The organism is Kosmotoga arenicorallina S304 (genome assembly GCF_001636545.1).
GTDB lineage: Bacteria > Thermotogota > Thermotogae > Petrotogales > Kosmotogaceae > Kosmotoga_B > Kosmotoga_B arenicorallina.
The window spans coordinates 73,763-98,410 of the sequence record NZ_JFHK01000002.1 but is presented as its reverse complement, the minus strand read 5'-3'; the positions used below and the strand labels follow the sequence as shown (position 1 = coordinate 98,410).

The 24,648-nt window shown below is 41.4% G+C and carries 28 protein-coding genes and 1 tRNA gene; 7 read left to right on the top strand and 22 right to left on the bottom strand.

Features of this window, described 5'->3' with window-relative positions; genetic code table 11:
* Positions 1-1,242: a DUF1015 domain-containing protein gene (locus AT15_RS00740; RefSeq protein ID WP_068345379.1), complete on the top strand. Its 1,242-nt coding sequence runs from the start codon at positions 1-3 to the stop codon at positions 1,240-1,242.
* Complete coding sequence (gene ispD, locus AT15_RS00735; protein ID WP_068345378.1) at positions 1,239-1,928, top strand: 2-C-methyl-D-erythritol 4-phosphate cytidylyltransferase; 690 nt, start codon at positions 1,239-1,241, stop codon at positions 1,926-1,928. The genes AT15_RS00740 and ispD overlap by 4 nt, the downstream gene beginning before the upstream one ends.
* On the opposite strand, the gene AT15_RS00730 is transcribed toward ispD, so the two are convergent.
* From AT15_RS00730 to AT15_RS00685, 10 genes are all read right to left on the bottom strand, one after another.
* Positions 1,909-2,496: an HAD family hydrolase gene (locus tag AT15_RS00730; RefSeq protein ID WP_084251367.1), complete on the bottom strand. Its 588-nt coding sequence runs from the start codon at positions 2,494-2,496 to the stop codon at positions 1,909-1,911. The genes ispD and AT15_RS00730 overlap by 20 nt on opposite strands.
* Positions 2,496-3,365, bottom strand: a complete 870-nt coding sequence (locus AT15_RS00725) for an L-serine ammonia-lyase, iron-sulfur-dependent, subunit beta (RefSeq protein WP_068345376.1) — start codon at positions 3,363-3,365, stop codon at positions 2,496-2,498. The genes AT15_RS00730 and AT15_RS00725 overlap by 1 nt, the downstream gene beginning before the upstream one ends.
* Positions 3,366-4,061, bottom strand: coding sequence for a serine dehydratase beta chain (locus tag AT15_RS00720; protein WP_068345374.1), 696 nt, complete (start codon positions 4,059-4,061; stop codon positions 3,366-3,368). It abuts the gene before it with no gap.
* Between the two features lie 59 nt (positions 4,062-4,120).
* Positions 4,121-5,404 (bottom strand): phosphopyruvate hydratase, encoded by a 1,284-nt coding sequence (eno, locus tag AT15_RS00715; protein ID WP_068345372.1) that lies wholly within the window; start codon positions 5,402-5,404, stop codon positions 4,121-4,123.
* Between the two features lie 19 nt (positions 5,405-5,423).
* Positions 5,424-6,125 carry a UMP kinase gene (pyrH, locus tag AT15_RS00710; RefSeq protein ID WP_068345370.1) on the bottom strand — a complete coding sequence of 234 codons (702 nt, stop codon included), beginning with the start codon at positions 6,123-6,125 and terminating at the stop codon, positions 5,424-5,426.
* 48 nt (positions 6,126-6,173) lie between these two features.
* Entirely contained in the window at positions 6,174-6,782 is a 609-nt protein-coding gene (gene tsf / locus AT15_RS00705) for a translation elongation factor Ts (RefSeq protein ID WP_068345369.1), read from the bottom strand.
* A 105-nt stretch (positions 6,783-6,887) separates the two neighbouring features.
* Positions 6,888-7,364, bottom strand: a complete 477-nt coding sequence (gene coaD / locus AT15_RS00700) for a pantetheine-phosphate adenylyltransferase (protein WP_068345367.1) — start codon at positions 7,362-7,364, stop codon at positions 6,888-6,890.
* A 6-nt stretch (positions 7,365-7,370) separates the two neighbouring features.
* Positions 7,371-7,835 carry an RrF2 family transcriptional regulator gene (locus AT15_RS00695; RefSeq protein ID WP_068345364.1) on the bottom strand — a complete coding sequence of 155 codons (465 nt, stop codon included), beginning with the start codon at positions 7,833-7,835 and terminating at the stop codon, positions 7,371-7,373.
* Between the two features lie 3 nt (positions 7,836-7,838).
* Positions 7,839-8,756 (bottom strand): signal recognition particle-docking protein FtsY, encoded by a 918-nt coding sequence (gene ftsY, locus AT15_RS00690; RefSeq protein WP_068345362.1) that lies wholly within the window; start codon positions 8,754-8,756, stop codon positions 7,839-7,841.
* A complete protein-coding gene (locus AT15_RS00685) occupies positions 8,756-10,498 on the bottom strand; it encodes a proline--tRNA ligase (protein ID WP_068345359.1) in 1,743 nt (580 codons plus the stop codon). Before AT15_RS00685 ends, ftsY begins: the two co-directional genes overlap by 1 nt.
* 125 nt (positions 10,499-10,623) lie before the next feature.
* Here AT15_RS00685 and AT15_RS00680 point away from each other — a divergent pair, with 125 nt between their 5' ends.
* From AT15_RS00680 to AT15_RS00660, 5 genes are all read left to right on the top strand, one after another.
* Positions 10,624-11,475 (top strand): purine-nucleoside phosphorylase, encoded by an 852-nt coding sequence (locus AT15_RS00680; protein ID WP_068345358.1) that lies wholly within the window; start codon positions 10,624-10,626, stop codon positions 11,473-11,475.
* Between the two features lie 21 nt (positions 11,476-11,496).
* Positions 11,497-13,872: a leucine--tRNA ligase gene (gene leuS / locus AT15_RS00675; protein ID WP_068345357.1), complete on the top strand. Its 2,376-nt coding sequence runs from the start codon at positions 11,497-11,499 to the stop codon at positions 13,870-13,872.
* 42 nt (positions 13,873-13,914) lie between these two features.
* Positions 13,915-14,829, top strand: a complete 915-nt coding sequence (locus tag AT15_RS00670) for a hypothetical protein (protein WP_068345356.1) — start codon at positions 13,915-13,917, stop codon at positions 14,827-14,829.
* Between the two features lies 1 nt (position 14,830).
* Complete coding sequence (locus AT15_RS00665; protein WP_068345355.1) at positions 14,831-15,349, top strand: dihydrofolate reductase family protein; 519 nt, start codon at positions 14,831-14,833, stop codon at positions 15,347-15,349.
* Positions 15,350-15,453: 104 nt separating this feature from the next.
* Positions 15,454-16,056: a diguanylate cyclase gene (locus AT15_RS00660; protein ID WP_068345350.1), complete on the top strand. Its 603-nt coding sequence runs from the start codon at positions 15,454-15,456 to the stop codon at positions 16,054-16,056.
* A 46-nt stretch (positions 16,057-16,102) separates the two neighbouring features.
* Here the strand turns inward: AT15_RS00660 and AT15_RS00655 are convergent.
* The 12 genes from AT15_RS00655 to tpiA all read right to left on the bottom strand — a co-directional run bounded on the left by AT15_RS00655 (position 16,103) and on the right by tpiA (position 24,635).
* Positions 16,103-16,178 (bottom strand) — tRNA-Gly (locus tag AT15_RS00655).
* A gap of 45 nt (positions 16,179-16,223) precedes the next feature.
* Entirely contained in the window at positions 16,224-17,591 is a 1,368-nt protein-coding gene (locus AT15_RS00650) for a GlmL-related ornithine degradation protein (RefSeq protein ID WP_068345348.1), read from the bottom strand.
* Positions 17,592-17,595: 4 nt separating this feature from the next.
* Positions 17,596-18,057: a GatB/YqeY domain-containing protein gene (locus AT15_RS00645; RefSeq protein ID WP_068345346.1), complete on the bottom strand. Its 462-nt coding sequence runs from the start codon at positions 18,055-18,057 to the stop codon at positions 17,596-17,598.
* Position 18,058: 1 nt separating this feature from the next.
* Positions 18,059-19,579, bottom strand: a complete 1,521-nt coding sequence (gene lysS / locus AT15_RS00640; protein ID WP_068345344.1) for a lysine--tRNA ligase — start codon at positions 19,577-19,579, stop codon at positions 18,059-18,061.
* 15 nt (positions 19,580-19,594) lie between these two features.
* Complete coding sequence (gene greA, locus AT15_RS00635; RefSeq protein WP_068345342.1) at positions 19,595-20,071, bottom strand: transcription elongation factor GreA; 477 nt, start codon at positions 20,069-20,071, stop codon at positions 19,595-19,597.
* Positions 20,072-20,554, bottom strand: coding sequence for a transcriptional regulator NrdR (gene nrdR, locus AT15_RS00630; protein ID WP_068345339.1), 483 nt, complete (start codon positions 20,552-20,554; stop codon positions 20,072-20,074).
* Positions 20,551-21,480: a DNA-binding protein WhiA gene (gene whiA, locus AT15_RS00625; protein WP_068345338.1), complete on the bottom strand. Its 930-nt coding sequence runs from the start codon at positions 21,478-21,480 to the stop codon at positions 20,551-20,553. The genes nrdR and whiA overlap by 4 nt, the downstream gene beginning before the upstream one ends.
* A gap of 5 nt (positions 21,481-21,485) precedes the next feature.
* A complete protein-coding gene (rapZ, locus tag AT15_RS00620) occupies positions 21,486-22,370 on the bottom strand; it encodes an RNase adapter RapZ (protein WP_068345337.1) in 885 nt (294 codons plus the stop codon).
* Positions 22,371-22,379: 9 nt separating this feature from the next.
* Positions 22,380-23,201 carry a glutamate racemase gene (gene murI / locus AT15_RS00615; protein WP_068345336.1) on the bottom strand — a complete coding sequence of 274 codons (822 nt, stop codon included), beginning with the start codon at positions 23,199-23,201 and terminating at the stop codon, positions 22,380-22,382.
* Positions 23,188-23,472 (bottom strand): cell division protein ZapA, encoded by a 285-nt coding sequence (locus AT15_RS00610; protein WP_068345335.1) that lies wholly within the window; start codon positions 23,470-23,472, stop codon positions 23,188-23,190. Before AT15_RS00610 ends, murI begins: the two co-directional genes overlap by 14 nt.
* A gap of 13 nt (positions 23,473-23,485) precedes the next feature.
* The gene (locus tag AT15_RS00605; protein WP_068345332.1) at positions 23,486-23,716 is read right to left on the bottom strand and encodes a hypothetical protein; all 231 of its coding nucleotides are present in this window, start codon (positions 23,714-23,716) and stop codon (positions 23,486-23,488) included.
* 190 nt (positions 23,717-23,906) lie between these two features.
* Complete coding sequence (gene tpiA / locus AT15_RS00600) at positions 23,907-24,635, bottom strand: triose-phosphate isomerase (RefSeq protein ID WP_068345330.1); 729 nt, start codon at positions 24,633-24,635, stop codon at positions 23,907-23,909.
* Positions 24,636-24,648: the final 13 nt, after the last annotated feature.

Sequence of the window (24,648 nt, the reverse complement as noted above, 5' to 3'; positions counted from 1 at the left end):
GTGTCCGTAGTTAAACCATTCAGGGCTGTAAGGCCAAAACCGGATCTTGTTGAAAACGTGAGTTGTCCGCCATATGATGTAGTAAGTTACGAAGAGGCAAAGGAATTCGGAAAGCTTCCAGAAAGCTTCATGCATGTTATCAGGGCGGAAATTGATCTTCCCCCTGATGTTCCGCATTATGGAGAACCCGTTTACGAAAAAGCACGGGAAAATCTGGAAAAAATGATAAAATCGGGGATTTTGGTCATAGAAGACAAACCCGCATATTATATCTACTGGCAAAAAATGGCCGACCATACTCAAACAGGTATAGTGGGTTGCGCTTCAGTTGATGAATATCAGTCGGGAGCGATAAAGAAACATGAACTTACAAGACAGGACAAAGAAGATGATAGGGCAAAGCATGTACACACTGTTGGGGCAAACACAGGCCCTGTATTTCTCACTTTCAAAGCAGATAGAGATTTTAATGAACTTCTCGAAGAATTGAAAAACAGGCTTTTCCCACTATATGATTTTACAGATGAAAATGGAGTTCAGCATAAAGTATTCCCTGTTTATGAGCAGAAAGATATAGAAAAAATCAAAAAAGCCTTCGAAAAAATCCCAGCCCTTTATATAGCCGATGGCCATCATAGAGCTGCTTCTGCTTCAAGGGTAAGAGAAATCATGAAATCTCAAAATTCCAATCACACAGGCGAAGAAGAGTACAATTACTTCCTTTCTGTGATCTTCCCGCATTCTCAGTTACAGGTTCTGGATTACAACAGGGTAGTTAAAGACCTCAACGGACTGTCAGAAGAAGAATTTATTAAGAAATTGGAAGAGGCATTTGAAATAGAACGGGCTTCTGTCGCTCCTTATAAGCCAGCCAAAAAGCATGAATTTGGCATGTATCTATCAGGTAAGTGGTATGTACTGCATGCCAAAGAAAATAGCTTTGATGCTGCTGATCCTGTGGCAAGGCTTGATGTTTCTATACTTCAGAAGAACCTTCTTGAGCCTATCCTCGGAATCGAGAATCCAAGAAAGGATCCCAGAATAGATTTTATAGGCGGCATTAGAGGTCTGAAAACCCTTGAAGAAAGGGTAGACAGAGGGTGGGCAGTGGCTTTTGCCTTATATCCAACTTCTCTGGAAGACCTCATGGAAGTAGCAGATATGGGAATGGTCATGCCACCAAAATCCACCTGGTTTGAACCCAAATTAAGAAGCGGTCTCTTTGTGCATCTGTTGAAATGAAAACTGCTGCGCTAATTGTTGCTGGTGGCGAGGGGAAGCGTTTCGGCTCCCCTCTCCCCAAGCAATTTGTAAAGCTTAATGGGAAAGAGATATTCATAAGGTCAGTTGAGTTGTTTTATCAGTCGTCTCTCATAGATTGTGTTGTGCTTGTCATGCATCCTGACTGGGTTGCAAGAGCACTAAGTATTCTGAAAAATTATGGGTTGAAAAGGGTAGAAGTAGTTGCAGGCGGTGAAAGCAGACAGCAATCAGTGCATAAAGGCCTGAATGCGCTGTCGCGATACAAACCCCATAAAGTCATGATCCATGATGCTGCTCGCCCCCTTTTTAATGCGAATCAAATTGAAGAGATATTATCATATGTTAAGCCCGGAAAAGGTGCGGTTATCGCTGAAAAAATAACCGATACCATCTATCAAGCAGAAGATGGAATTTTGTTAAAAGTATTGGATAGAAGAAAACTCTGGAAAGCTCAAACTCCTCAATGTTTTATTTTCGAAGAGATATTGAGAGCACATGAAAAAGCGCTGAGTGACCACTTTTTGGATGCAACAGATGACGCAACACTTTATATGAAATATGGAGGTGAGGTAACTCTTTTGAGTTCCCGTTCACCAAATTTCAAGATAACTGCACAAACTGATCTCCAAATCGCTGAATCTTATCTCATAAAGCTTGAAGAATGATCTCATCAAAAAGCTTTTCGATTTCAATGTCATCTTTATAATGAATTGCCTTTATACCAAGCTCTCTAGCTGAGAGCACATTTGCCTCAGTATCGTCAATAAAAGCAGCTTCAATCGGGTTTGTCTTCTCTGCTTTTAGAATTTCTTTGTAAAATGCGGGATCTGGTTTGGAATAACCAATGATATTCGACGCGTATACACGGTCAAAAATCTCAAAATCCCTGCGGTTTCTCATTATTTCATAATGAGGTTCGATGGTGTTTGAGCCCGCTACAACCGTGAATTTCGCTTTGAGCTTTTGAATAAGAGTATGGGTTTCTTCTTTGAGGATTGGCTTGAAGTGTTTTCCCCATAGTTCATCCAGTACCTTTATACCGGATACAGCATGAAACCTTTTCCAGAATTGATCGGCAGATATCTTCCCGCAACTAAATTCCTTCAAGCCAGATAATTTCGCGTATCTCAAAAATTGCTCCACACTAATACCAAGATCGCTGGAGATTGCAGAGGTCACATCAGCATTATCATAAAATACACCACCAAGGTCAAAAATAATCAGCTTTATCATTAAGATTCACTCCTGTCTATGAATTCATTTAGTAACTTCTTTGCGGTTGGGGTAGCCGCGATTCCACCTTCTCCGGTTTCACGAAGGGATTCCGGCAAAGCTCGTCCTACTTTTCCCATAGCTTCAGCAACTTCATCAAAGGGAATGAGAGATTCTATTCCAGCCAGTGCCATTTCGGCAGCTGTATAGGCAATTGAAACTCCAAAAGCGTTTCTTTTAACACAGGGGATTTCTACATATCCACCAACAGGGTCACATACCAGTCCCATCAAAGACTTCAATGCCAGAGCCGGTGCAGAATATAATGCCCGATAATTGTTATTGCTGGCAATGTATACCAGTATTGAAGAAGCCATAGCTGTTGCTGTACCGATTTCTGCCTGACAGCCAGCAACAGCGCCGGAAATGGAAGCTTTCCCCTTAATACACTCACCAACAGCCCCAGCGACAACCAGGGCTTTGCTGAGCTTTTCAACACTCACTCCGTTAAATCTTTTCAAACTCAAAATAATACCGGGAACGACACCACAAGCCCCAGCGGTGGGACAGGCAACGATTTTCCCCATAGAGGCATTGTGCTCTGCCATTGAAATTGCAACTTCCAAAGCATAAAGCAGCTGCTCATTAAGAAACCTCGGGGTGTAATTCCTTAAATTTTGAGCTATATCACCTGTCCAGCCAGTTAATGATGGGATTGATGCCTTTTGGCGCTCTTTGTATGCTTTCAGCATGGATGTTATCATTCTTTCAGAAAATGCGTATAGCTCTTTTGAAGAAGTTCCACTTTCAAGCATGTACCAGTTCGAGATTACTTCGTACAAATCGGTGCTGGTATTAAGGGCAGTATCTATAAGCCTTTTGAAATTCATTCATGTCACTCCTATTGCAGTGGTTATCGGGGGGAGGTAAGACACAGATAACACTGGTTCCAGTTTTTCTAACAGGGAAATCAACTCGCCCTCTGGTACGTCATCCAGCTCAACAATACACGTTGCTTCGCCTTTCAGCCTATTTGTCCTGACCAAAAACATATTGCTGATATTAAGCTTCTTCATGCTTATTGCCCCAACAATTTTCGATAAGGCTCCGGGTGTATCAGAATTCTTTATGATCAATGTTGGAAATGTCCCGGAAATATTCATCGGGGCTCCATCGATTTCAAGTATTTCAATTGAAGCACCGCCCGTTGATGCGCCGATTAGATAATGTGCTTCGCTATCTGAATTTCCTGATATCATAACCATATTAGGGTGGCTATTTTCAAATGATTTGCAATAAAATACAATGTCAAGCCCTAGAGATGATGCGATTTCAATAGAAGACCTGATTTCTTCCTGGCTTTCAAAATATCCTAATACGCCACCCACAAGGGCTCGATCGGTTCCGTGCCCCTTGTAGCTGCTGAATAAAGGTTTGTTGAGGTAAAATTCCACTCTTTTCAGAGATTCGCCCTTTGAGAAGGAATGGTTGAAAAGGTATCTAAAAGTTCTTCCAAGCCTTACCATTCCTGCTGTGTGCGAGCTTGATGGACCAATTATGATGGGCCCAATGACATCTAAAATCATCTCAAATTCCTCCAAAAAAGCGCAGGAGAATCCCCGCGCCTTTTTAAATTTTAATTGTTTCAAAGATTGTAGAAGGAATCCGTGCCAGCAAATACGGCGGCATCGCCCAGTTCTTCTTCGATTCTGAGAAGCTCGTTGTATTTGGCAATCCTTTCGCTTCTGGAAGCTGATCCGGTTTTAATCATACCTGAATTTGTTGCGACCGAGAGATGGGCAATAAATGTATCCTCTGTTTCACCAGATCTGTGTGAAACCACACAGCTCATTCCATGTTTTTGGGCGTATTCGATTGTTTCCAGAGTTTCGGTAACAGAACCGATTTGGTTGAGTTTGATGAGTATAGAATTGGAACAGCCAAGTTCCACACCTTTCTTCAATCTTTTTAGATTTGTTACGTATAAGTCGTCGCCAACAATCTGAATTTTGTTTCCAAGTAATTTATTGAATTTGGAAAAAGCTTCCCAATCTTCTTCGTGGAAAGGATCTTCAATACTGATTATGGGATACCTGTTGGCTAAATCTTCGTAATAAGATATGAGTTCTTCAGAAGACATTTCTTTGCCGTCAACAAGGTAAACTCCTTTTTCTTCATCGAAGAACGAGTCCGCCGCACAATCAAGTGCAATAAATATTTCTTCGCCTGCTTTGTAACCGGCAGCTTCGATTGCCTTTATGATATACTGAATTGCTTCTTCATTGCTGCCAAGATTGGGTGCAAAACCTCCTTCATCGCCAACAGCTGTAACATGCCCATCGGACTTGAGTAATTTCTTTAGATTGTGGAATGTTTCAACGCCTGCCCTCAGGGCTTCTCTGAATGTGTCAAAACCTGTGGGGACAATCATGAACTCCTGGATATCGAGGTTGTTATCGGCATGTTTACCACCATTGACGATGTTCATGAATGGTACAGGCAGCTGTCTTGCGTTAGCACCTCCGAGATATTTGTAAAGAGGCATATCAAGATAATTCGCTGCTGCTCTCGCCACAGCCATGGAAACACCTAGAATTGCATTAGCACCGAGTTTGTCTTTGTTCTCAGTTCCATCAATTCTCAGCAAAGCGTTGTCTATGGCAACCTGGTCAAGCGCATTCATGCCAATGAGCTCAGGTGCAATTGTTTCATTTACATTATCAACAGCTTTTAGCACGCCTTTTCCAAGGTATCTCTTCTTGTCGCCATCTCTTAATTCAAGAGCTTCAAATTTCCCTGTTGACGCACCAGAAGGAACAATTGCTTTTGCATAAGTCCCGTCATCAAGCCATACTTCGACTTCAACGGTGGGGTTTCCCCTTGAATCAAGCACTTCTCTTGCCAGCATATCAAATATTTGAGCGTACATTTAACCACACCTCCTCAAATCAATCAGGTAAAACTAATGTTCCGGTTTTCTCGCCTATTATAGCACTTAATAAACTGTTGGGAATAAAGAAATTTATAACAATCACGGGTTTTTTGTATCTCTGGCAAAGTGAAAATGCTTCTTTGTCCATTATTTTTAGCCCCTTTTCAATGGCTTCGCTAAAGGTTATTTTGCCTATCCTGGTGGCTTTTGGGTATAGTTTCGGATCCTTATCATATACCCCGTCAACTTTAGTTGCCTTTATCAAAACGTCAGCGCTAATTTCAATAGCACGAATGGCTGCAGCAGTGTCAGTTGTGAAAAAAGGAAGTGTTGTGCCACCTCCGAATATTACCACATGGTTTGTGCTGAAATACCTTTCAATGAGATTATACTGGTGAGGTTCAAAAGATGGTGAGTTCACGCTGGAAGAAATAGCCACTGCTTTTATACCGCTATTTGTAAGGGCTTCTTTCAAATATATTGAGTTTATGAGCGTGCCAAGCATTCCGATCTGATCGGCCGATTTTGAGCTGAGCGAGGACAGTTCTACACCACGAAAAAGGTTGCCGGCACCGATAACAATCCCAAGTTCTATGCCATGCTCCACTACGCTTTTGAGTTCGCCAATCAAGTAATCGATCTTTTCTTTCGCAAATCCTTTATTGCCTTCACCGCTAAGAACCTCACCACTTAATTTCAAAAGAACCCTTTTGTACATACTTACCTCCCAAAAAAAGAGGTGAGCAAAGCTCACCTCAGTAATTTCTTAATTAGAACCTCCACCAAGTTCCCATCTTACAAAACGACTCACCTGAATGTTTTCACCCGTTTTAGCGATCAGGTCAACGATGAGTTCTTTAATGGTTTTACCCTTTTCAAAAACATATTCCTGTTCAAGAAGGCAGTTTTCTTTGTAAAAATTCTCTATTTTACCTTCGATTATCTTTTCAATAACATGCTCTGGCTTACCAGAAGCTTTAAGCTGTTCCGCATAGATTTCTTTTTCTTTTGCCAGGACATCTTCTGGCACATTTTCCCTCGATACCCATCTTGGAGCCATGGAAGCTATCTGCAAAGCAAGTTTATGGGCTAATTCTTTAAATTCATCAGTTCTTGCAACGAAATCGGTGTTGCAATTGAGCTCTAACAAAACCCCAAGCCTGTCGTTGTGATGGATGTAAGAGTAAATGATTCCTTCTCCAGTGGCTCTGCCTGCCACTTTATCAGCTTTCATTGCGCCTTTTTTCCTCAAATACTCTTTTGCTTTTTCAAAATCGCCTTCGGTTTCGATAAGAGCTTTTTTGCAATCAAGCATACCTGCTCCAGTCATGTCTCTGAGTTCCTTTACCATTGAGGCAGTGATCTTTTCAGCCATCTTTGCTCCTCCTTTATCAGATAAATAAGTATTCTCTTTAAGGATTATAACGCACGTATCTAATTCAAGATTTCAAATAGGTTAACCAAATGAGATAAGGCAATGCTATTTATACTTTTTTTCAAAAGCGCGCGCAACATAATCGGGAACCCAAAGAGATACGTCGCCACCAAATTTGGCTACTTCTCTGACAACTGTGGAGGATATAAACGAGTATTTTGAATCTGTCATGAGAAACACTGTTTCCAGATCCGGGCACATAGCTTTGTTCATATGGGCCATCTGTAGTTCATATTCAAAATCTGAAACAGCTCTCAATCCTCTCACAAGAACGTTGATTTCATTCTTTCTGGCGTATTCCACGAGAAGGCCATCATATGTTTCCGCTTTTACATTTCTGTATTTTTTGATGGCTTCTTTCACCAGACCACATCGTTCTTCCCAGCTGAAAAAATATCGCTTGTTTATGTTGTTCATGACCAATACAGTGACTTCGTCAAATATTCTTGAAGCCCTATCGAGAATGTCTATGTGGCCAAAAGTGATTGGGTCGAATGATCCCGGATACACCGCGCGCTTCATTAAACATCACCCTTTGGAAATGCTCTGAGATATCTCTATTTGTTGACCGGCTTCAATTTTTTTTGAAAGATCAACAACATCTTTCAACGTCATATTTCCGAGTTCGTCCATCATGGCTTTGTAAAGCTTCAACCATACATATTTAACGGCACAATTTGAATCTATCTCGCATTCATCACTGGATTGCAGGCACATATAAGAATTCATGGGCCTGTCAAGTTTCAGAATAACTGCTTTAAGCTTTATCTCCTCGGGCTTTTTTGCGAGCGTGTAACCACCATACCTCCCTCTGGTTGATTTCACAAATCCGGCTTCTCTTAACTCAGCAAAAATTTTTTCAAGAAAATCCCTGGGGATCTTGTTTTTGTTAGCAATTTCAGAAAGCGAGACCAATTCTCTACCGCTTTCTGAAGCAATTGCAAGATCCTGTAATGCTCTTAAAGCATAGCTACTTTTGATTGTGAATCCCATTTTTCACACCTCGTTTTCCTCTAATTCTTCGGTGCCCAGAAGAGCTTCCACAAATTCGCAGGAGTCAAAAGGCTTCAAGTCATCTGTGCCTTCACCAACACCTATGTATTTTACCGGTATCCCTAATTCCTTTACAATAGCGAATACAATCCCGCCTTTTGCTGTTCCATCTAGTTTTGTTAGAACAATACCCGTTACGTTAACAGCATTCATGAATTTTTTTGCCTGAACAAGGCCATTTTGTCCCGTAGTAGCATCGATCACAAGGAGAACCTCATGAGGGGCTTCTGGAATGACCTTTTTCACCACGCGATGAATTTTTTTAAGCTCTTCCATTAAGTTGTGCTTGGTATGCAACCTTCCAGCGGTATCAATTATGACAACATCTTTAGACTTGCTTTTTGCATGGCTCACGGCATCAAAGGCTACCGCGGCAGGATCGGCTCCCTGCCCCTGGCTGATAAAATCGACACCAATTCTTTCACTCCAGATTTTAAGCTGATCAACAGCAGCTGCCCTGAAAGTATCACAGGCCGCAAGTACAACCTTATTTCCTTCTTCAGCAAACCGTTTTGATAGCTTTCCTATCGTGGTTGTTTTTCCAGTGCCGTTGACACCAACAACAGAGATAACCAATGGACGTTCTTCCGGAGATATCTCAACACGTTCTATTTTAAGCAAATCTGTCAGAATATCTCTTAACGCTTCTGTCGGATTTTCATAGTTGCTGACTTTCTCCTTTAACTGTTCAATGACCTCGCCAGCAGTCTCCACCCCCATGTCAGAAGTGATCAGAAGCTCCTCTATTTCTTCAAGGGTATCATCGTCGAGTTTTTCAAAATTAAGGAGCTTTTTCACGCGCTTGAAAATGGATTCTCTTGTTTTTCTTAATCCCTGTTTAACTCTCGAAAATATTCCCATTATCTAACCTCCAAAAAATTTCCCGGGTTGTAGTTATTAAGAAGCTCTTCGATTTTTTCAAGAACTTTTGAGTATTTTTCATCAACCTCAACATCCTTAGGAGATGAAGTGCGCAGTTTCAATTCGATTTTTTGCTCTTTTAACTTTCTGCCAATGGTAATCCTCAGAGGAATCCCTATGAGATCAGCATCCTTGAACTTGACACCCGGCGAAAGCTCTCTATCATCTAGAAGCACTTCATAGTTCTTCTTTTGGAGAATTTTATAGAGATCTTCGCTTACTTTCATGATCTGCTCATCAGAGGTGTTAAGAGCGGATATTATTATCTGATAAGGTGCAATTGAAAGCGGCCAGATAATTCCGTTTTTGTCGTGCAGCTGTTCAACACTTGCACTCATGGTTCTTGAAATTCCCCAGCCATAGCATCCCATGATATAAGGCTTGCTATTTCCGTTCTCGTCAGTGAAATAGCCATTCATCTTTTCCGAGTATTTTGTTCCAAGCTTGAAAATATGACCGAGTTCAATTCCTTTAGTGCCTTTTAGTGCTTTACCGCATTTTGGACAGGGGTCTCCTTCCTGAACCATCTTTAAGTCAGCCCATTCATCGATATTAAAATCTCTTCCGTAACAGGCGTTGACATAATGGGTTCCTTCTTTCATGCCTCCAACAACGAAATTTGCCAGGGGTTTTACTGTGTGATCCGCTACGATTTTCATGTTGTCAGGAAGTCCTATGGGACCAATGAATCCAATTGGAACACCAAAGAGTTCGAGAACTTCCTGAGGTTCCGCAAGCCTTAGGCTCTGATCGCCAAGATGGGCTTTAAGTTTTGATTCGTTTAATGTCACATCGCCTCTAATAAGTGTCATGACATACCCCTTTTTGCCATGATATAGTAATGATTTGACGATATCACCAGGCTGCTTTTCTAAAAAGGAAGCGACTTCTTCCACAGTTCTCACTCCGGGTGTTTCAACACGTTCAAGCGGTGACATCTGTTCCACCGAATTGCTCTTATCAAAGAGCATATATTCTGCTTTCTCATCACTTGCTGCATAACCGCAATCGCAGTAAAGCAATGTGGATTCACCGCTTTTAGCGAGAACGTTAAACTCGTGGGATTCATTTCCGCCGATAGCGCCTGAATCGGCTTCAACCACGAGATATCTCAATCCAATTCTATCCATTATCCGCGAGTACGCATTATAAAATTTCTTATAAGCCTTATCCAGTGATTCCCAATCTGTATGGAAGCTATAAGCGTCTTTCATGATAAATTCTCTCGCACGCATCAATCCAAATCTTGGCCTGATTTCATCGCGGTATTTTACCGCAATTTGATATAACGAAAGAGGAAACTGCCTGTAAGATCTCAACTCGCTCCTTAAAACACTCGTTATTATTTCCTCATGAGTAGGTCCAAGGGTAAAATCCCTTTCATGGCGGTCTTTCAGTTTCATCATTTCGGGTCCATAGTCGTCCCATCTTCCTGATTCATGCCAGAGTTCTGCAGGTTGGATAATGGGAAGCAAAGATTCCTGGCAGCCAATCCTGTCCATCTCTTCACGCACTATATTCTCAATCTTTTTCAGCACTCTCAAACCAAGGGGTAGATATGCGTAGACACCCGCTGCTACTTTCCTTACAAAACCTCCACGTATAAGCAATTTGATGCTAATTAAATCTGCATCGGAAGGAGCTTCCCTCAATGTCGGAGCATAAAGCTCTGAAAATCGCATCCACAACTCTCCTTTCAATCATGACACTTTATATCGGTGAAATTATAGCATCTTCTGGTTGACTTTTCCTGATTCTGCTATAATGTATAAGATAAGAAAAAGATAATTCTGGGAGGAGGAGTATTATGAGTGTTCAAAAAGTTATCCATGAGATGAATGAGTACGTTTCAAATGTGAAAAAATCAGCCAAATTTCTCATCGACAACATTCAAAAGCGCCCAAAAATAGCGATTATATTGGGATCAGGTCTTGGTGGAATTGCGGAGAGTTTGGAAAAACCCCAGATTTTTAGTTACAAAGAAATACCGGGATTTCCCCTTTCTACAGCGCCAGGCCATAAAGGCGAGCTGTTATTTGGCGAAATCCATGGATATCCTGTGATGCTCATGAACGGCAGATTTCATCACTATGAAGGTTATGATATGAGAACAGTCACATTTCCTATAAGGGTTATGCAGGAACTTGGCGTGGAGATATTGATCGTTACCAATGCCGCCGGTGGGCTTGATCCGGACTTCGAAATCGGGCATCCAATGCTCATCAAAGACCAGATCAATTTCATGGGCAGTAATCCTTTGATAGGTCCAAATATTGAAGAATGGGGACCAAGATTTCCGGATATGAGCGAAGCTTATGATAAAGAGCTGCGTTCCTTGGCCTTCCTTGCCGCAAAAGAACTCGGTATAGGGGTTTATGAAGGAGTATATGTTGGAATATCGGGCCCGAGTTTCGAAACCCCTGCTGAGCTGAAAATGTTGCGAAGCTTTGGCGCAGACGCTGTAGGAATGTCAACAGTCCCGGAAGTGATCGTTGCCAGGCATGCTGGCATAAGAGTGTTGGGAATGTCGGCCATAACAGACAGGGCCGTTCCCGATGACCTCAAGCCCTTAACGGCAGAAGAGGTAATTGAAGTAGCAAACAGAACTGGCAGGCAGATGGCAAATATCATATTAAGACTTATTAGCAAACTCGATTAAAGGCTGAACAGGGGGATGTCAATGTACGACTTTAAATCCATTGAGAAGAAATGGCAGAACTACTATGAAAAGGAAAGACCTTATGAGGTGAATTTAAGAGAAGCAAAAAAGCCTTTCTATAACCTCATGATGTTCCCATATCCTTCTGCTTCCGGGCTACATATCGGAAATATGTATTCCTTTATTGGATCTGATGTTTACGGACGCTATATGAGATTGAAGGGTTATGATGTATTTGAGCCTATTGGCTTTGATGCTTTTGGGATTCACAGCGAAAACTATGCATTAAAGGTTGGCAAGCATCCAGCAGAATTAACACCAAAAAGCATAGAATACTTCAGAGAAGAGCAATTGAAGAAAATTGGGAACATTTTTGACTGGCGTAGCGAAGTGAACACCTCTGATCCTGAATATTATCGCTGGACACAATGGATTTTTTTGAAGCTCTATGAAGCAGGTCTTGCTGAAAAAAGAGAATCAACAGTCAACTGGTGTCCATCCTGTAAAACCGTTTTGGCTGACGAACAGGTTATTGAAGGTAAGTGTGAAAGGTGCAGCACGGAAATCACAAAGCGACAGATGAGCCAGTGGTTTTTCAAAATCACCAAATATGCCGACCGACTGCTGGAAAACCTGGATAAGCTCGACTGGACAGAAATAACCAAAAACATTCAAAGAAGCTGGATTGGTCGTTCTAAAGGCGCTACGATTGCTTTCAAGGTTGAGGGAAAAGATGAATACATTGAAGTATTCACAACTAGACCTGATACAGTCTACGGAGTCACTTATCTTGTTCTTGCGCCTGAGCACAAAATGACAGGGTCATTAATAAAAGCTGATCAAGAATCGCTTTTCGACGATTTCCTGAAAACTGTAAACAAAATGGATGAGGCTACCAGAACATCAATCAAAAGGGAGAAAAATGGGATATTCACAGGCAGTTTCGCAATACATCCACTTACAGGCGAACGCATTCCCATCTGGATCGGCGATTATGTCCTGGCAGAATACGGGACAGGTGCTGTTATGGCGGTACCAGCTCATGACGAAAGGGACTATGTCTTTGCGAAAAAATACGGATTAGAGGTAAAACAGGTAATAGAATGCTCTCCAGAGGAACTCCCTTATACGGAATATGGAGTAATGATAAATAGCGGTCCCTACACCGGTTGGAAGAGCGAGGATTTCATCGAAAAGGTCGGTGAAGTCCATGAGAAGATCAGACCAACAGTTAACTACCATCTTCATGATTGGTGTGTTTCGCGCCAGAGGTACTGGGGTCCGCCTATCCCGATTATTTATTGTGATAAATGTGGGATTGTTCCGGTTCCTGAAGAAGACCTTCCTGTATTACTGCCAGAAACTAACGATTATATACCTGATGGTAGTGGCCTTTCTCCCCTTGCAAGGAATGCAGAATTTGTCAATACAACCTGTCCAAAATGCGGTAACCCTGCCAAACGCGAGACAGACGTGAGCGACAATTTCCTTGATTCCGCATGGTATTTCTTGAGATACGTTTCGCCCCGTGATGACAAACAACCTTATGATCCTGAACTCTCAAAGAAATGGTTACCCGTAGATATGTATATTGGTGGAAACGAGCACGCCAATCTTCACCTCATGTATTCCAGGTTTATAACTATGGCGCTTCATGATCTTGGTTTGCTCCATTTTGAAGAACCCTTCTCCTCTTTCAGAGGTCATGGCTTAATCATCAAAGACGGCCAGAAAATGAGCAAATCCAAAGGCAACATAGTAAACCCTAATGATTACTTTGAGACACATGGCGTGGATGCTTTAAGAACTTACCTGATGTTCATGGGAAGCTTCCTTGAAGGTGGAGATTTTAGAGATAGCGGAATGGATGCAATAAAGAGATTTTTGAATCGGGTATGGGAAATAGCAAATCTTCCAGAGGCCAAAAGTCCCCTTGAATTGAAAATTAAGATGGGTGAAACAGTGGAAAAGGTTCAATATTCGATTGAAAACATAAAATACAATACAGCCATCGCTGCAATAATGGAATTTGTGAATGAAGCATTGAAATACGGCAGCATTGAAAGACAGCTCGTTATTGATCTTGCAAAACTACTCGCGCCATTCGCTCCTTTCATATCCGAGGAGATATTTGAACTGAAAGGGGGAAAAGGCGGTGTGCTGAATGCAGGATTTCCTGCGGGTTATGAAAAATACCTCAAACTCGCTAATATAGAAATCCCTGTGCAAATAAACGGAAAGATCAGAGGGAAAGTTCTTGTATCGCAAGGAGCCACACAGGATGAAGTGTTAGATGTCTTGAAGGAGGATTCTAAGATTTCAAGATACCTTGAAGGCAAAGAGATGAAAAAAGTCATCTATGTTCCTGATAAGATAATGAATATCATCGTCTCATAAAAATTCCAAAGCCCGCGAAAGCGGGCTTTTTTGGAGGTGCAGATGAGCAGCCTTACGATTACAATAATAATTATCTTTGCAACAGCCATTGTCGTTGCATATTTGAAAGCCACCTGGAGGGACAGGTGCTTAAAGGATATGGAAGGCTTCCCGGTTATAGCTGAAATGAAGGATGGCAGGACAGTTTGGGGAACCCTGGACCTTGAAAGCAGCGGTTTGCTTTTAAGATACCCAAAACCCTATAAAAGCGGTTCACATTTTGAAACGAGCTTTATTCTCTACAGGTCAGAATATGCTAGCATAAAGGCAATTTATAGAATACCAGCGGATCTTGATGATACATTAAGAAAAAAACGTGAGCTTAAAACATTCTCTTCCCAATCCGGCTTCTTTGTCACTGTAAGGAAAGCTGTTCGCAATTTCTTTGCAGCTGTAAGAGATGCCATAGTTGAATCGATGAAACTACTCATAGGTCAGGTTACCCCAAAAAGCTCCGTTCTCTCGGGAAAAGAGAAATATGTCAATAAAATGGGAGAAAGCTTCGTGGATTATATAGGTAACTCTTACGATCCGTTGCTTGAGAAATTAATTGGCAGGCGTATAATATATGAGCGCTTTGAAGATGATAGATGGCGAGAGTATCAGGGAATACTGAGAAATTACACAAAGGATTTTATTGAGATAATAAATGCCTTTGCACCAATAGTGATTGTTTTTTCCGTAAAATCCGGGAAAAGGGAAATGCTGGGAATAAATATAGAAACAGATGGTGAACATATATCTCTGGAAAATGGCAGGCAAACACCCGTAAAATTGCTCCTTGAAGATGTTGTAACTTTGCAACCCGGTGAAAGCGCAAAGATTCCTTTTAAAAAGACTTTAAGTATTGAGCTGAATGAAGAAGTTGACGTAATTTTTCCCAGATCCGAAGCCATAGTTCGCCACACGGTGGATTAACATGCCGAAAGTTGCCATCATAGCAGTGATGAGTGTAAACGGCGTCCTTTCAAGGAAAAAAGAGCATTCGGTGGACTGGTCTTCAAGTGAAGACAAAGGATTTTTTAAGCAAATTACACTCAAAATGGGAGTTGTGATAATGGGTAGGAAAACCTTTGAAACTCTCAATTACACTCCTCTCCCGGGTAGATTGAATGTGGTAATGAGCAGAAAGCCCTGGTTATATGAAAAGATTTCATCGGAAAATCTAATTATCACAGATATGAATCCAGAAACGCTTATTGACCACATTCATAAACTCGGTTACGATAACATAGCCGTAATCGGTGGCCCTCAAATTTACTCCCTGTTTTTGGAGAAAGGTCTTGTAACGGACATATTCCTGACCATTGAACCCCTCTTTCTCAGTGGAGAAGTGCACTTTCAATTTAGCAAGCGAGACCTTTCTTTAAAGCTTTCAGAGATTAAAAAGCTTTCATCTAATACCATTCTGCTTCACTATACCCTCGAGAATTCATAAGTAATATTCAAGAAAAAGTAACATATATCATAACTGCGTAATATATAAATATACATATATGTATATAATTATATTGACATCATACGAAAAGGAGGAGTCGAAAAATGCCAACACCCTTTGAAAAAATAAGGGAAATATTTGACAGGGCACATGCTTCGGGCAGTCTTGCTGTGGGGAATCTGGATATCGACAACTTCTACAACATCAATGAGAATTATGGCAGAAAATGCGGAGATGAAGTAATCAAATTCATTGATGACATCCTTAGAGAGAGTTTACCGGATGGTATGATCATTGAAAGAGCAGGCGATGAATTCTTTGTAATGAGCACAGAGCATACAGCGGAAACTTTGCTGATGGAACTGGAAGATGTCAGGAAGCAAATCGAAAAGGTGGAACTCGAGTGTGGCAAACATTTAATTAAATTTACGGTATCAGGTGCTGTGGCTGACATCCCCAGAAGCGCTTCAAGTGTCGATGGCTTGATTCATGTTCTTGAAGATGGGATGTTTACAGCAAAAAAGCAGGGACGAAACAGAATGATCTTTGCTCCCGCTGAGGGTAAACAAAAGATGTCTCTGAAATCAAGCTATTATCCAAAGTCTCAGCTTGAGAAACTCTCTAGGCTGGCAAACCGGTTGAAAAAGACCGAATCTGCTCTCCTTAGAGAAGCCTTAACGGATTTATTGAGAAAATACAGCCAATAATAGTTCCCGCCGAAAAAACAAAGCGCGCAAAAAGCGCGCTTTTTTGTGGAGCGGGCGACGGGACTCGAACCCGCGACCCTCAGCTTGGGAAGCTGATGCTCTACCAGCTGAGCTACACCCGCTTACAGTAGAATTCTAACACTCAAGAAAAATGGTGTCAAGTTTTCTCATTTAGCTAAAAAGCAAAGGTCATCCTCAATTAAATCCATCGCAAGCGCTCTGTCAATCTTCGAAAGGACACCTATTGCAGCAAAAATATAGTTTTTATCATATCCCAGTTTCACGTCAGACCTTGGGAGTAATTCCTTTATGTGTTTTCGGGCAAGATTTTTAACAGAGCCCATTATCTTCTCCCTGAAATGTGAACGCGTCAAAACACCACCTGTTCCCAGAAGCAGTTTTATTGCCGTGAGATCCTTTCCTTCTGCAACTTCTATGCGCCCGGTAGGTCCATAGAGCTGCCTAATCCTCCCTGCATGCCTTCTAATAGCAGTCTCAAAGCAATACTTGGCGAGCCTCGCGATAAATTCCTCAGATCTCCTGTCTTTTGGATAAGGGGAGATGCTGCTCAGTAAATCATCATAATCTGCAAATTCAGAACGAAGCTGGTGCTCTCCTATGTGATCTATAACATGCCTGGCGTTAACGAACACCCCTAAATCTCCTTCAACGGTGCGCTTGGCAAGAGGTTCGGGTGCAACTAACATTTTCTGAATTTCCGGGTCACCCTGTGTGTAGGAATCAACATCAGTGGTAGCGCCTCCAATATCAACTACGAGAACATCCTCATAGTGTTCGGCAATCAACCCGGTAGTTAGCATAACAGCCGCGGGAGTGGGAATTACATTTTTATCAACAACCGAATAAATTCTCTCCATGCCGGGTGCCTTGATAATATTTTCAGCGAAAGCCTTTCTTATGATCTCGCGAGTAGGTTCCACATTCAGCTGATCAATCCGTGGATAAACGTTTTCAGCTATATGAACAGTCTTTCCAGCAGATGTCAATATCTCCGTTACTGTTTCCGTGGCCGCAATATTTCCCGCGTAGATCACCGGTATGCTTAGAGGAAGCTCAGAAAGAAGTTTTGCATTGTGTATAACTGTTTCCCGCTCTCCATAATCGACACCGCCAGCAAGGAGAATCACTCTTGGGTCAACTTCGACAATATGTTCCAGATCCCTGCTGCTTAATTTTCCAGCTGATACATACTTTATTACAGCGCCTGCTCCTAAAGCGGCTTCACGGGCGGCCTTCACAGTCATATCATAAACAAGGCCATGGACTGTCATTTTCAGCCCTCCAGCCGCACTACTTGTGGCAAGGAACATATTCCAATCAAGTGAGTTAACAGCTAATCGCTTTTTGAGGATTGAAATCGCTTTTTCAATCCCGATAGTTACATCACCGGCATCTACGGTGGTGTAATGCTCGCCTTGAGAAAGAAACCTTAATTTCCCGGAGGCATCGGACGCAAAAGCTGAAATTACCGTTGTGGTACTACCAATTTCAGCAATTAGTACATCGACTTTCATTCACTTACCTGCTTTCAAGGAGTTCTCGCACAATCCGATTAACGGTCTTTCCATCGGCCTTTCCCTTTACTCGGGGCATGAGTTCTTTCATTACATTTCCCAGATCGGATGGCTTTGAAGCACCTATTTCATCTATGACTTCAATAGCCAATTTCCTTATTTCATTCTCAGACAGCATGCTGGGCATGAATTTTTTGAGTATGTTAAGTTCGGCTTCTTCAGCAGCCGCAAGCTCCTCCCTGCCGGCTGCCTTATATGCATTGATTGATTCTTCGCGCTTTTTAGCTTCTTTCAGTACAATATTCTGCACTATTTCATCTGTAACACCTTTTTCTCTGGCTTCGGCTGAAGAAGCAAGAAAATTCTTGATAGATGCCACAATCGATCTCAGAGTGTTGAGCTTCACATGGTCTTTTTCTTTCATAGCGGTTTTAATTTCCGATTGAATGCTATCATAGAGGCTCATATCATTCCTCCTTTTCGCTCTCAGAAGCCTGTTCGGCTGCAATTTCCTCTTCCGCAAAGCTCACGGGCCTCACAAGCGGGAAGGGAATTATATCCCTTATGTTCGGCGAGTCGGTTATGAACATCAATATCCTATCCAGGCCGATTCCCAGTCCACCTGTAGGAGGCATTCCGTATTCGAGAGCTCTTATAAAATCCATATCCATCATATGTGCTTCCGCATCACCAGCATCTCTTAATCCAGCCTGGTGGAGAAATCTCTTGTGCTGTTCGATGGGATCATTCAATTCGCTGAAAGCGTTAGCACATTCCATACCATTTATCACTAGCTCAAAACGCTCAGTTACACGGGGGTCATTACGATGTTTCTTCGCAAGAGGCGAAATGATTACCGGGTGTTCCAGCACGAAGGTTGGATTTACGAGTTCGTCTTCGACAAGATCCCACAATTTTTCAATCAAATGCCCTCTTTCCTTGATTTCAGGTACATTATCATGGCTTTGCAACACTTCAAGAAGCTCTTCATCGCTGTCTTCAAGAATATCCACACCGAGGCGTTCTTTTATGAAATCCTTCATCTTCACTTTGCGCCAGGGCCTTGAAAAGTCGATTTCTTTTCCCTGGTATTTAATAACTGTCCCTCCGGTTAGCTTTTCGACAACAGAGCTTATTAGGGCTTCTGTTAATTCCATCATGTCGCCATAATCTGCATATGCTTGATATATCTCCATCATGGTAAATTCCGGGTGATGCTTATAAGAAATCCCTTCGTTTCTGAAATTTTTTCCTATTTCGTAGATTTTTTCAAAACCGCCTACAAGATAACGTTTTAGATAAAGCTCTTCCGCAATTCGCATGTACATATCGACATCAAAAACATTTATATGGGTGATAAAAGGCCTTGCAGAAGCGCCACCGGTAACTGAATGCAATACAGGCGTTTCTACTTCAACAAATCCCCTTTGATTGAGAAACTCCCTTATTAGCCTCAAAAGCTCGAATCTCTTTTTGAACCTTTCCAGAGCCTCATCGCTGGAGAGCATTTCAACATAACGCTGTCTGTAAATGATTTCTTTGTCTTTCAACCCATGCCATTTTTCCGGGAGCATTCTAATTGCTTTTGAGAGGATTTCGAATCTATGAACGAAAATGGACATTTCTCCGGTATGCGTTCTGAAGGGAAACCCTTCAATTCCCACAAAATCCCCAAGGCTTACGTGCTTCTTGAAGACCTTGAAATTCTCATCACCTACGGAATCTTTTCGAATATAAGCCTGTATTCTCCCTGTATCGTCTTTCAAAACAAAGAAAGCAGATTTGCCGTGATGTCGTAATGCCATTACCCTTCCGGCTGTTGAAAGGACAACATCTTCCTTTGTTTCAGAAGCTTCGAGATAATCAAATTCCTCTTTAACTTTTGAGGCTGAGTGGGTTTTGTTGAACCTATATGGATAAGGTTCTATGCCAAGTTCCCTCAGTTCAGTGATGTTCTGTATTTTTTGTTGCCTGATCTCTTCATTCATTTTCCTAAGCCTCCATCATTTGGATATTGCAAGGATTTTGTATTTGATGTTACCAGAAGGAGCTCTTACCATGAGCTCTTCGTCAACGCGTCTATCCAGTAAGGCTTTTCCAATAGGCGAATCTATGCTAATTTTGTTTTCAAAAATATTTGCTTCGTGCGTGTTGACGAGCCTGATTTCCATGGTTTCTTTGCTTTCTAGATTTTCAAGCAGAACTTTACTTCCAATCCGCACTATTGAATTATCACCGTTGTCTTCTATTATTTCGGCGTTGTTGAGGATTTCTTCAAGCTGCTTGATTCTGCTGTCGATTTTGCCCTGTTCATTTTTTGCTTCGTCATACTCGCTGTTTTCACTTAAATCGCCCAATTCTCTTGCTTCTTTAATTCTTTCAGCGATTTCATACATGAGCTTCTTGCGAAGCGTCTCGAGTTCCTTTTTCAAGTTCTCATAGCCTTCTTTTGTGAGATAGATTACTTCCCTTTTCGTCATTTATATCCCTCCCAAATGGTTCTTTGCTTTAAACTCATCTTTCAATTCACTTATTATATCCATAAAATGGTCAAGGTCTCTGAATTCTTTGTAAACAGAAGCGAATCTAACATATGCTACCCTGTCTTTTGATTTGAGCTTCTTCATAACCAGTTCACCGATTTGCAGCGTGGAAACTTCTGAATTACCTAGTTTCTGAACCTCGTGTTCAATTTCGGTGAGCATTTCTTCCATTTCTTCAAGGGTTATAGGCCGCTTTTCACAGGCTTTTATGATACCAGACAAAATTTTCTGGCGATCAAAACGTTGCCGGCGCCCGTCTTTTTTTACTACGAATATGGGTCTTTGCTCAAACCTTTCATAGGTGGTGAAACGTCCGTTGCAATCCTCACATTCCCTTCTTCGTCGAACAACAGTTCCACCATCGGTCGTCCTGGTATCAATCACTCTGGTTAAATCGCTTCCGCAAAAGGGACACTTCATTTTTCCTCCTCCAATTTCTCGGCTATTTTTTGCAGTTTCCTTAACCTGTTAAACACTGCTGATTTGCTCATAGGTGGGTCCATAAGCTCTCCGAGTTCTCTTAAATTGAGTTCTTCGTATTCAAGCCTGAGTTTTGCAAGTTTTTCGAGTTCATCTGGCAAACTGTCCAACCCAAGCTTTTCTTCAATGGTTCTTATTGCTTTTACGTGTCTTGCCATTGCCTGGCCAGACTTATTGGCATTGGCTGTGATGAAATTTAGCGTTCTGCTTACATTACCACGGATCTGCCTCACTTCCACAGCTTTCAATAAGACAGATACTGCTCTGGAAGCTTCTATAAGCGAAAGCAACTCAACAATTTCCCTGGAGGCTTTAATGTATACCTTGTATTTATTTCCAACCTCTACATATCCTGCCTTGATATTCAAGGAATTTGCCAGATGCGTGATTAAATTCATGACAAAGTTTCTTGTAGTATCAAGAGATATTTCCAGATGATAACCCCTCGAAGGATCTACAATAGAACCGCCAGCCAGATACAAACCCCTCATAAAGGCACCAAAGTAAGCAGGATCATCTCTCACAAAATCTGGTAAATCGTCACTTAAAATAGAAATGCCAAGGCTCTCGAGAAAATCGTAAACTCCATCGAAAGAGTACAAAATTTCTCCACCACGTCTATGCTTCAATCGCGTTTCTTCAGTGATGCTTGTTTTAACCGGAAAGATCTCAAGCTTCTTGGACAGGGTATATAGCCTTTTAAGGCTTGAAATAGAATTCAAAGAAATCGCGAGGTATTTTTTTGCATTACTTATTCTTATAGAACCTCTGGATTTTACATAGCCCAGAAATTCCGCTCGCGCTTCCATATCGTTATCGATGCTTAAGTGGCAAAGTTCATCCTTAATCTTATCAGCAAAGCTCATAAAAATCACTCACCGTCTTTGCGTAACTCTCTGTGAATCAGCGAAACATTACGACTTTCCAGCTGCATGGTTTCGTATAATTTTTCAGCTATATATACAGATCGGTGCCTTCCACCTGTGCAGCCAACAGCGATTTTGATCTGATTTCTGCCGCTCAAGCTGAACTCTTCGATTGTAATGTCGCTTACCTTTTTTATTACCGAGAGGTATTCTCCCATTCGCTCAAATTTTTCGAGAAATTCGCCGATCTCTCTATTTTTTCCTGTTAATTCAGACAGTCCTGCAATATAATACGGGTTTGGCAAAAAACGCACATCGAAGACGAGATTTGCATCCTGGGGGACGCCATTGACATAGCTAAAACTTTCAATAATCACACGAATAGGAGGAATTTTGCTCAATTCCCTTTTTATTGAATCGAGCAAGCGCTCATGCATTTCTTTTGTATCCATATTAGATGTGTTGATTATTTCATCGGCAATATCCATCAACGGTTTCATCATTTCGCGTTCTTTGCGAATTGCTTCAGCCAGAGTGTATTCTTTCATCAATGGGTGAGCCCGTCGTGTTTTTCCATATCTGTATTTGATGATTTCATCATCTGCATCCAGGAAAATAATCTTTATCGTTACGTCATCTAAATTTTCTTTCGCTTTTTGAATTTCCGCTATGAAAGCTTCAGCGCTTTTGAAATTGGATATTGCCCTTATGTCGACTACGACTGCGAGATTGTCCATTTCCTTTCGCTTCAATATTTCATAAAAATCATGGAAAACGGCAGGAGGAACATTATCCACGCTGAAAAAGCCGAAATCTTCAAGGAATTTGAGAGCGGAAGTTTTTCCAGCCCCGGACATGCCTGTCAGCAATATAAGATTTCGTTCAGCCATAAGAACACCTCATAGATTGATGATTTCTCCTAATCTTTCGAGATCGACATGGTTAACTTTGAGTTCACCATTGGATCCCAGAAGAAAGGTAGCCTTCCTTTTAAAATCTTCCGCACTACCAGTTACATAAAATGAAATGCGGGATTTATTTGTGTCCCCAATTTCTCCAATCCAATCAATTACCTGTCCTGAAACGTGTTCTGCTGGGTCAACTATTTGAGTTTTATTTCCAAGATACTTACTGACTGCATTTTTCAGGTATGAATAGTGGGTACAGCCTAAAATGAGAAAATCAGGCGAAAAAGCCTTTATCTCTTTGAGATAATATGCAACGACCCGTTCTGTTAATTCGCTATCGCTTAATCCTTCTTCAACAAGGGGTACAAATAACGGGCACGCCTTTTGAGAAATCCTGGAGATATTCCCGTCTATTATGAGTTTTCTTAAATAAACCGAGCGTTTCACTGTAACCTCTGTTCCTATTATAGCGACGGAGTTTTTGCCGGAAATACTGTCTCTCAAATATCTGACAGCAGGCTCTATAATACTGAAGAATGGGATCCATAAACTTTTCTTTTCCGTTTCTGTCAACAACGAATCTGTAGTATTGCAAGCTGTTACAATGGCATCGACATTTAGATGCCTGAAAAAATCAAATATCTCGAAAACAAAGCCACGCACCATTTCCTGTGGCTTGGAACCATATGGCAATCTCGCTGTATCAGCGAAATAAAAAAAATCAATCCCATAAGGGATTTTTTTGAGAAGCTGCTTTAATACAGTGAGTCCGCCTACTCCTGAGTCATATACGCCGATTTTAATCCTTTGCAATCCTCCCACGTCCTTTATAGTGATCCTTCAAAACTTCATTATATTTCTCTTTGAGTCTTTGAAGCTCATTTTGTGCTTTAATAAAATCTGTGGTCATGTTTACTAACATAGCCACCAGAACGTTATCCATCCCGACCTTTTCAACCTCTTTTTCAAGGATACCAAATTCCTGAATGATTTCATTGAAAACCCTGTCAACAATGCTTTGAGGTTCATTTGTGATGAATTTATATTCTCTTTCCCCAAGTTTAAGAACCACAGGCCTTTTCATAAAAAATAGCCTCCTAACCTTCGTGCTTCTCTAAGTTTCCCCGGATCCTCTTAATCAATTCTTCTATGGTCTTTTCTTCGGTTTCTAGTCTTAACTCCAACTCTTTTACCCTTACCTGGAGTTCTTCCTTTTGCTTTTCAGCGGCCTCCAATTGTGTCCAAAGCTGTTCATTTTCCTTTTTTAGCTTATTGAATTCATCGACCATTTTGTCTATAACAAGTTCAAGCTCTTCGATCATATTCATCCAGACACCCCCATAATCATCACAATGTAATGATTTAATGATTATCGAATAAGTTTGCCATTCTTGTTCTAAACTAATGACTTATAAAACGCTTAAGCAAATTGAATCACTAACCATTATACTACTTCGATGGCAATTGACAAATGATAAATGGATTAAAGGGGACCTATCAGGCCCCCTTGTATCGGAATTAAAGATATTTTTTCGCGATTTTCACAAGTTCGATAAAACTCTCCTTCAAGCTAGCGCCTCCAACAAGGCCGCCATCGATGTTCTCCATTTTTATAAGGCTGTCGAAGTTTTCGGGTTTGATGCTTCCTCCGTAAAGGATTACCATCTGATCGGAAACATCCTGGCCATAAAGTTCACCGATAAGTTTTCTTACATATCCCATTGCTTCATCAGCCTGTTCAGGTGTCGCTACCTTCCCGGTTCCAATTGCCCATACCGGTTCATAAGCAACGATTATTCTTAACACTTCATCGGTATTTATTTCTCTCAAGCCTTCGATAATCTGATCTCTTAGAACATCGAAAGTTCTCCCGGCTTCTCTTTCTTCAAGGGTTTCGCCGATGCAGAATATCGGTGTAAGATTTTCTTTTAGTGCAAATTTGATTTTTTCATTTATAAGTGCATTGCTTTCTCCAAAAATGTGGCGCCTTTCAGAATGCCCTGCAATGACATACTCTGCGCCAAGGTCTTTTAACATTGTCGTGGAAATTTCTCCTGTAAAAGCTCCACTTTCTTTTGGATAAATGTTCTGAGCGCCGACTTTGATTTTTGTGTCTTTCAGCACATCTATAACAGCTGGGATGTCGATACTCGGGGGGCAAACAACCACTTCCAGAGAATCTTCCATACCTATCGACGCTGCGAGAGCTCCTGCAAAGAGCTTCGCCTCAGTGGGAGTTTTGTTCATTTTCCAGTTTCCA

What these genes read in the sequence shown, in the direction of transcription:
- AT15_RS00730 (WP_084251367.1), bottom strand. Translation starts at nt 2,496, where the DNA reads ATGATAAAGCTGATTATTTTTGACCTTGGTGGTGTATTTTATGATAAT.
- coaD (WP_068345367.1), bottom strand. Translation starts at nt 7,364, where the DNA reads ATGAAGCGCGCGGTGTATCCGGGATCATTCGACCCAATCACTTTTGGC.
- leuS (WP_068345357.1), top strand. Translation starts at nt 11,497, where the DNA reads ATGTACGACTTTAAATCCATTGAGAAGAAATGGCAGAACTACTATGAA.
- nrdR (WP_068345339.1), bottom strand. Translation starts at nt 20,554, where the DNA reads ATGAAGTGTCCCTTTTGCGGAAGCGATTTAACCAGAGTGATTGATACC.
- AT15_RS00725 (WP_068345376.1), bottom strand. Translation starts at nt 3,365, where the DNA reads ATGAATTTCAAAAGGCTTATAGATACTGCCCTTAATACCAGCACCGAT.
- AT15_RS00605 (WP_068345332.1), bottom strand. Translation starts at nt 23,716, where the DNA reads ATGAATATGATCGAAGAGCTTGAACTTGTTATAGACAAAATGGTCGAT.
- rapZ (WP_068345337.1), bottom strand. Translation starts at nt 22,370, where the DNA reads ATGGCTGAACGAAATCTTATATTGCTGACAGGCATGTCCGGGGCTGGA.
- whiA (WP_068345338.1), bottom strand. Translation starts at nt 21,480, where the DNA reads ATGAGCTTTGCTGATAAGATTAAGGATGAACTTTGCCACTTAAGCATC.
- AT15_RS00610 (WP_068345335.1), bottom strand. Translation starts at nt 23,472, where the DNA reads ATGAAAAGGCCTGTGGTTCTTAAACTTGGGGAAAGAGAATATAAATTC.
- AT15_RS00720 (WP_068345374.1), bottom strand. Translation starts at nt 4,061, where the DNA reads ATGATTTTAGATGTCATTGGGCCCATCATAATTGGTCCATCAAGCTCG.
- greA (WP_068345342.1), bottom strand. Translation starts at nt 20,071, where the DNA reads ATGACGAAAAGGGAAGTAATCTATCTCACAAAAGAAGGCTATGAGAAC.
- tsf (WP_068345369.1), bottom strand. Translation starts at nt 6,782, where the DNA reads ATGGCTGAAAAGATCACTGCCTCAATGGTAAAGGAACTCAGAGACATG.
- AT15_RS00650 (WP_068345348.1), bottom strand. Translation starts at nt 17,591, where the DNA reads ATGAAAGTCGATGTACTAATTGCTGAAATTGGTAGTACCACAACGGTA.
- AT15_RS00660 (WP_068345350.1), top strand. Translation starts at nt 15,454, where the DNA reads ATGCCAACACCCTTTGAAAAAATAAGGGAAATATTTGACAGGGCACAT.
- pyrH (WP_068345370.1), bottom strand. Translation starts at nt 6,125, where the DNA reads ATGTACAAAAGGGTTCTTTTGAAATTAAGTGGTGAGGTTCTTAGCGGT.
- AT15_RS00645 (WP_068345346.1), bottom strand. Translation starts at nt 18,057, where the DNA reads ATGAGCCTCTATGATAGCATTCAATCGGAAATTAAAACCGCTATGAAA.
- AT15_RS00685 (WP_068345359.1), bottom strand. Translation starts at nt 10,498, where the DNA reads ATGCGATTTTCAGAGCTTTATGCTCCGACATTGAGGGAAGCTCCTTCC.
- ftsY (WP_068345362.1), bottom strand. Translation starts at nt 8,756, where the DNA reads ATGGGAATATTTTCGAGAGTTAAACAGGGATTAAGAAAAACAAGAGAA.
- lysS (WP_068345344.1), bottom strand. Translation starts at nt 19,579, where the DNA reads ATGAATGAAGAGATCAGGCAACAAAAAATACAGAACATCACTGAACTG.
- tpiA (WP_068345330.1), bottom strand. Translation starts at nt 24,635, where the DNA reads ATGAACAAAACTCCCACTGAGGCGAAGCTCTTTGCAGGAGCTCTCGCA.
- AT15_RS00695 (WP_068345364.1), bottom strand. Translation starts at nt 7,835, where the DNA reads ATGGGATTCACAATCAAAAGTAGCTATGCTTTAAGAGCATTACAGGAT.
- eno (WP_068345372.1), bottom strand. Translation starts at nt 5,404, where the DNA reads ATGTACGCTCAAATATTTGATATGCTGGCAAGAGAAGTGCTTGATTCA.
- AT15_RS00665 (WP_068345355.1), top strand. Translation starts at nt 14,831, where the DNA reads ATGCCGAAAGTTGCCATCATAGCAGTGATGAGTGTAAACGGCGTCCTT.
- ispD (WP_068345378.1), top strand. Translation starts at nt 1,239, where the DNA reads ATGAAAACTGCTGCGCTAATTGTTGCTGGTGGCGAGGGGAAGCGTTTC.
- AT15_RS00670 (WP_068345356.1), top strand. Translation starts at nt 13,915, where the DNA reads ATGAGCAGCCTTACGATTACAATAATAATTATCTTTGCAACAGCCATT.
- AT15_RS00680 (WP_068345358.1), top strand. Translation starts at nt 10,624, where the DNA reads ATGAGTGTTCAAAAAGTTATCCATGAGATGAATGAGTACGTTTCAAAT.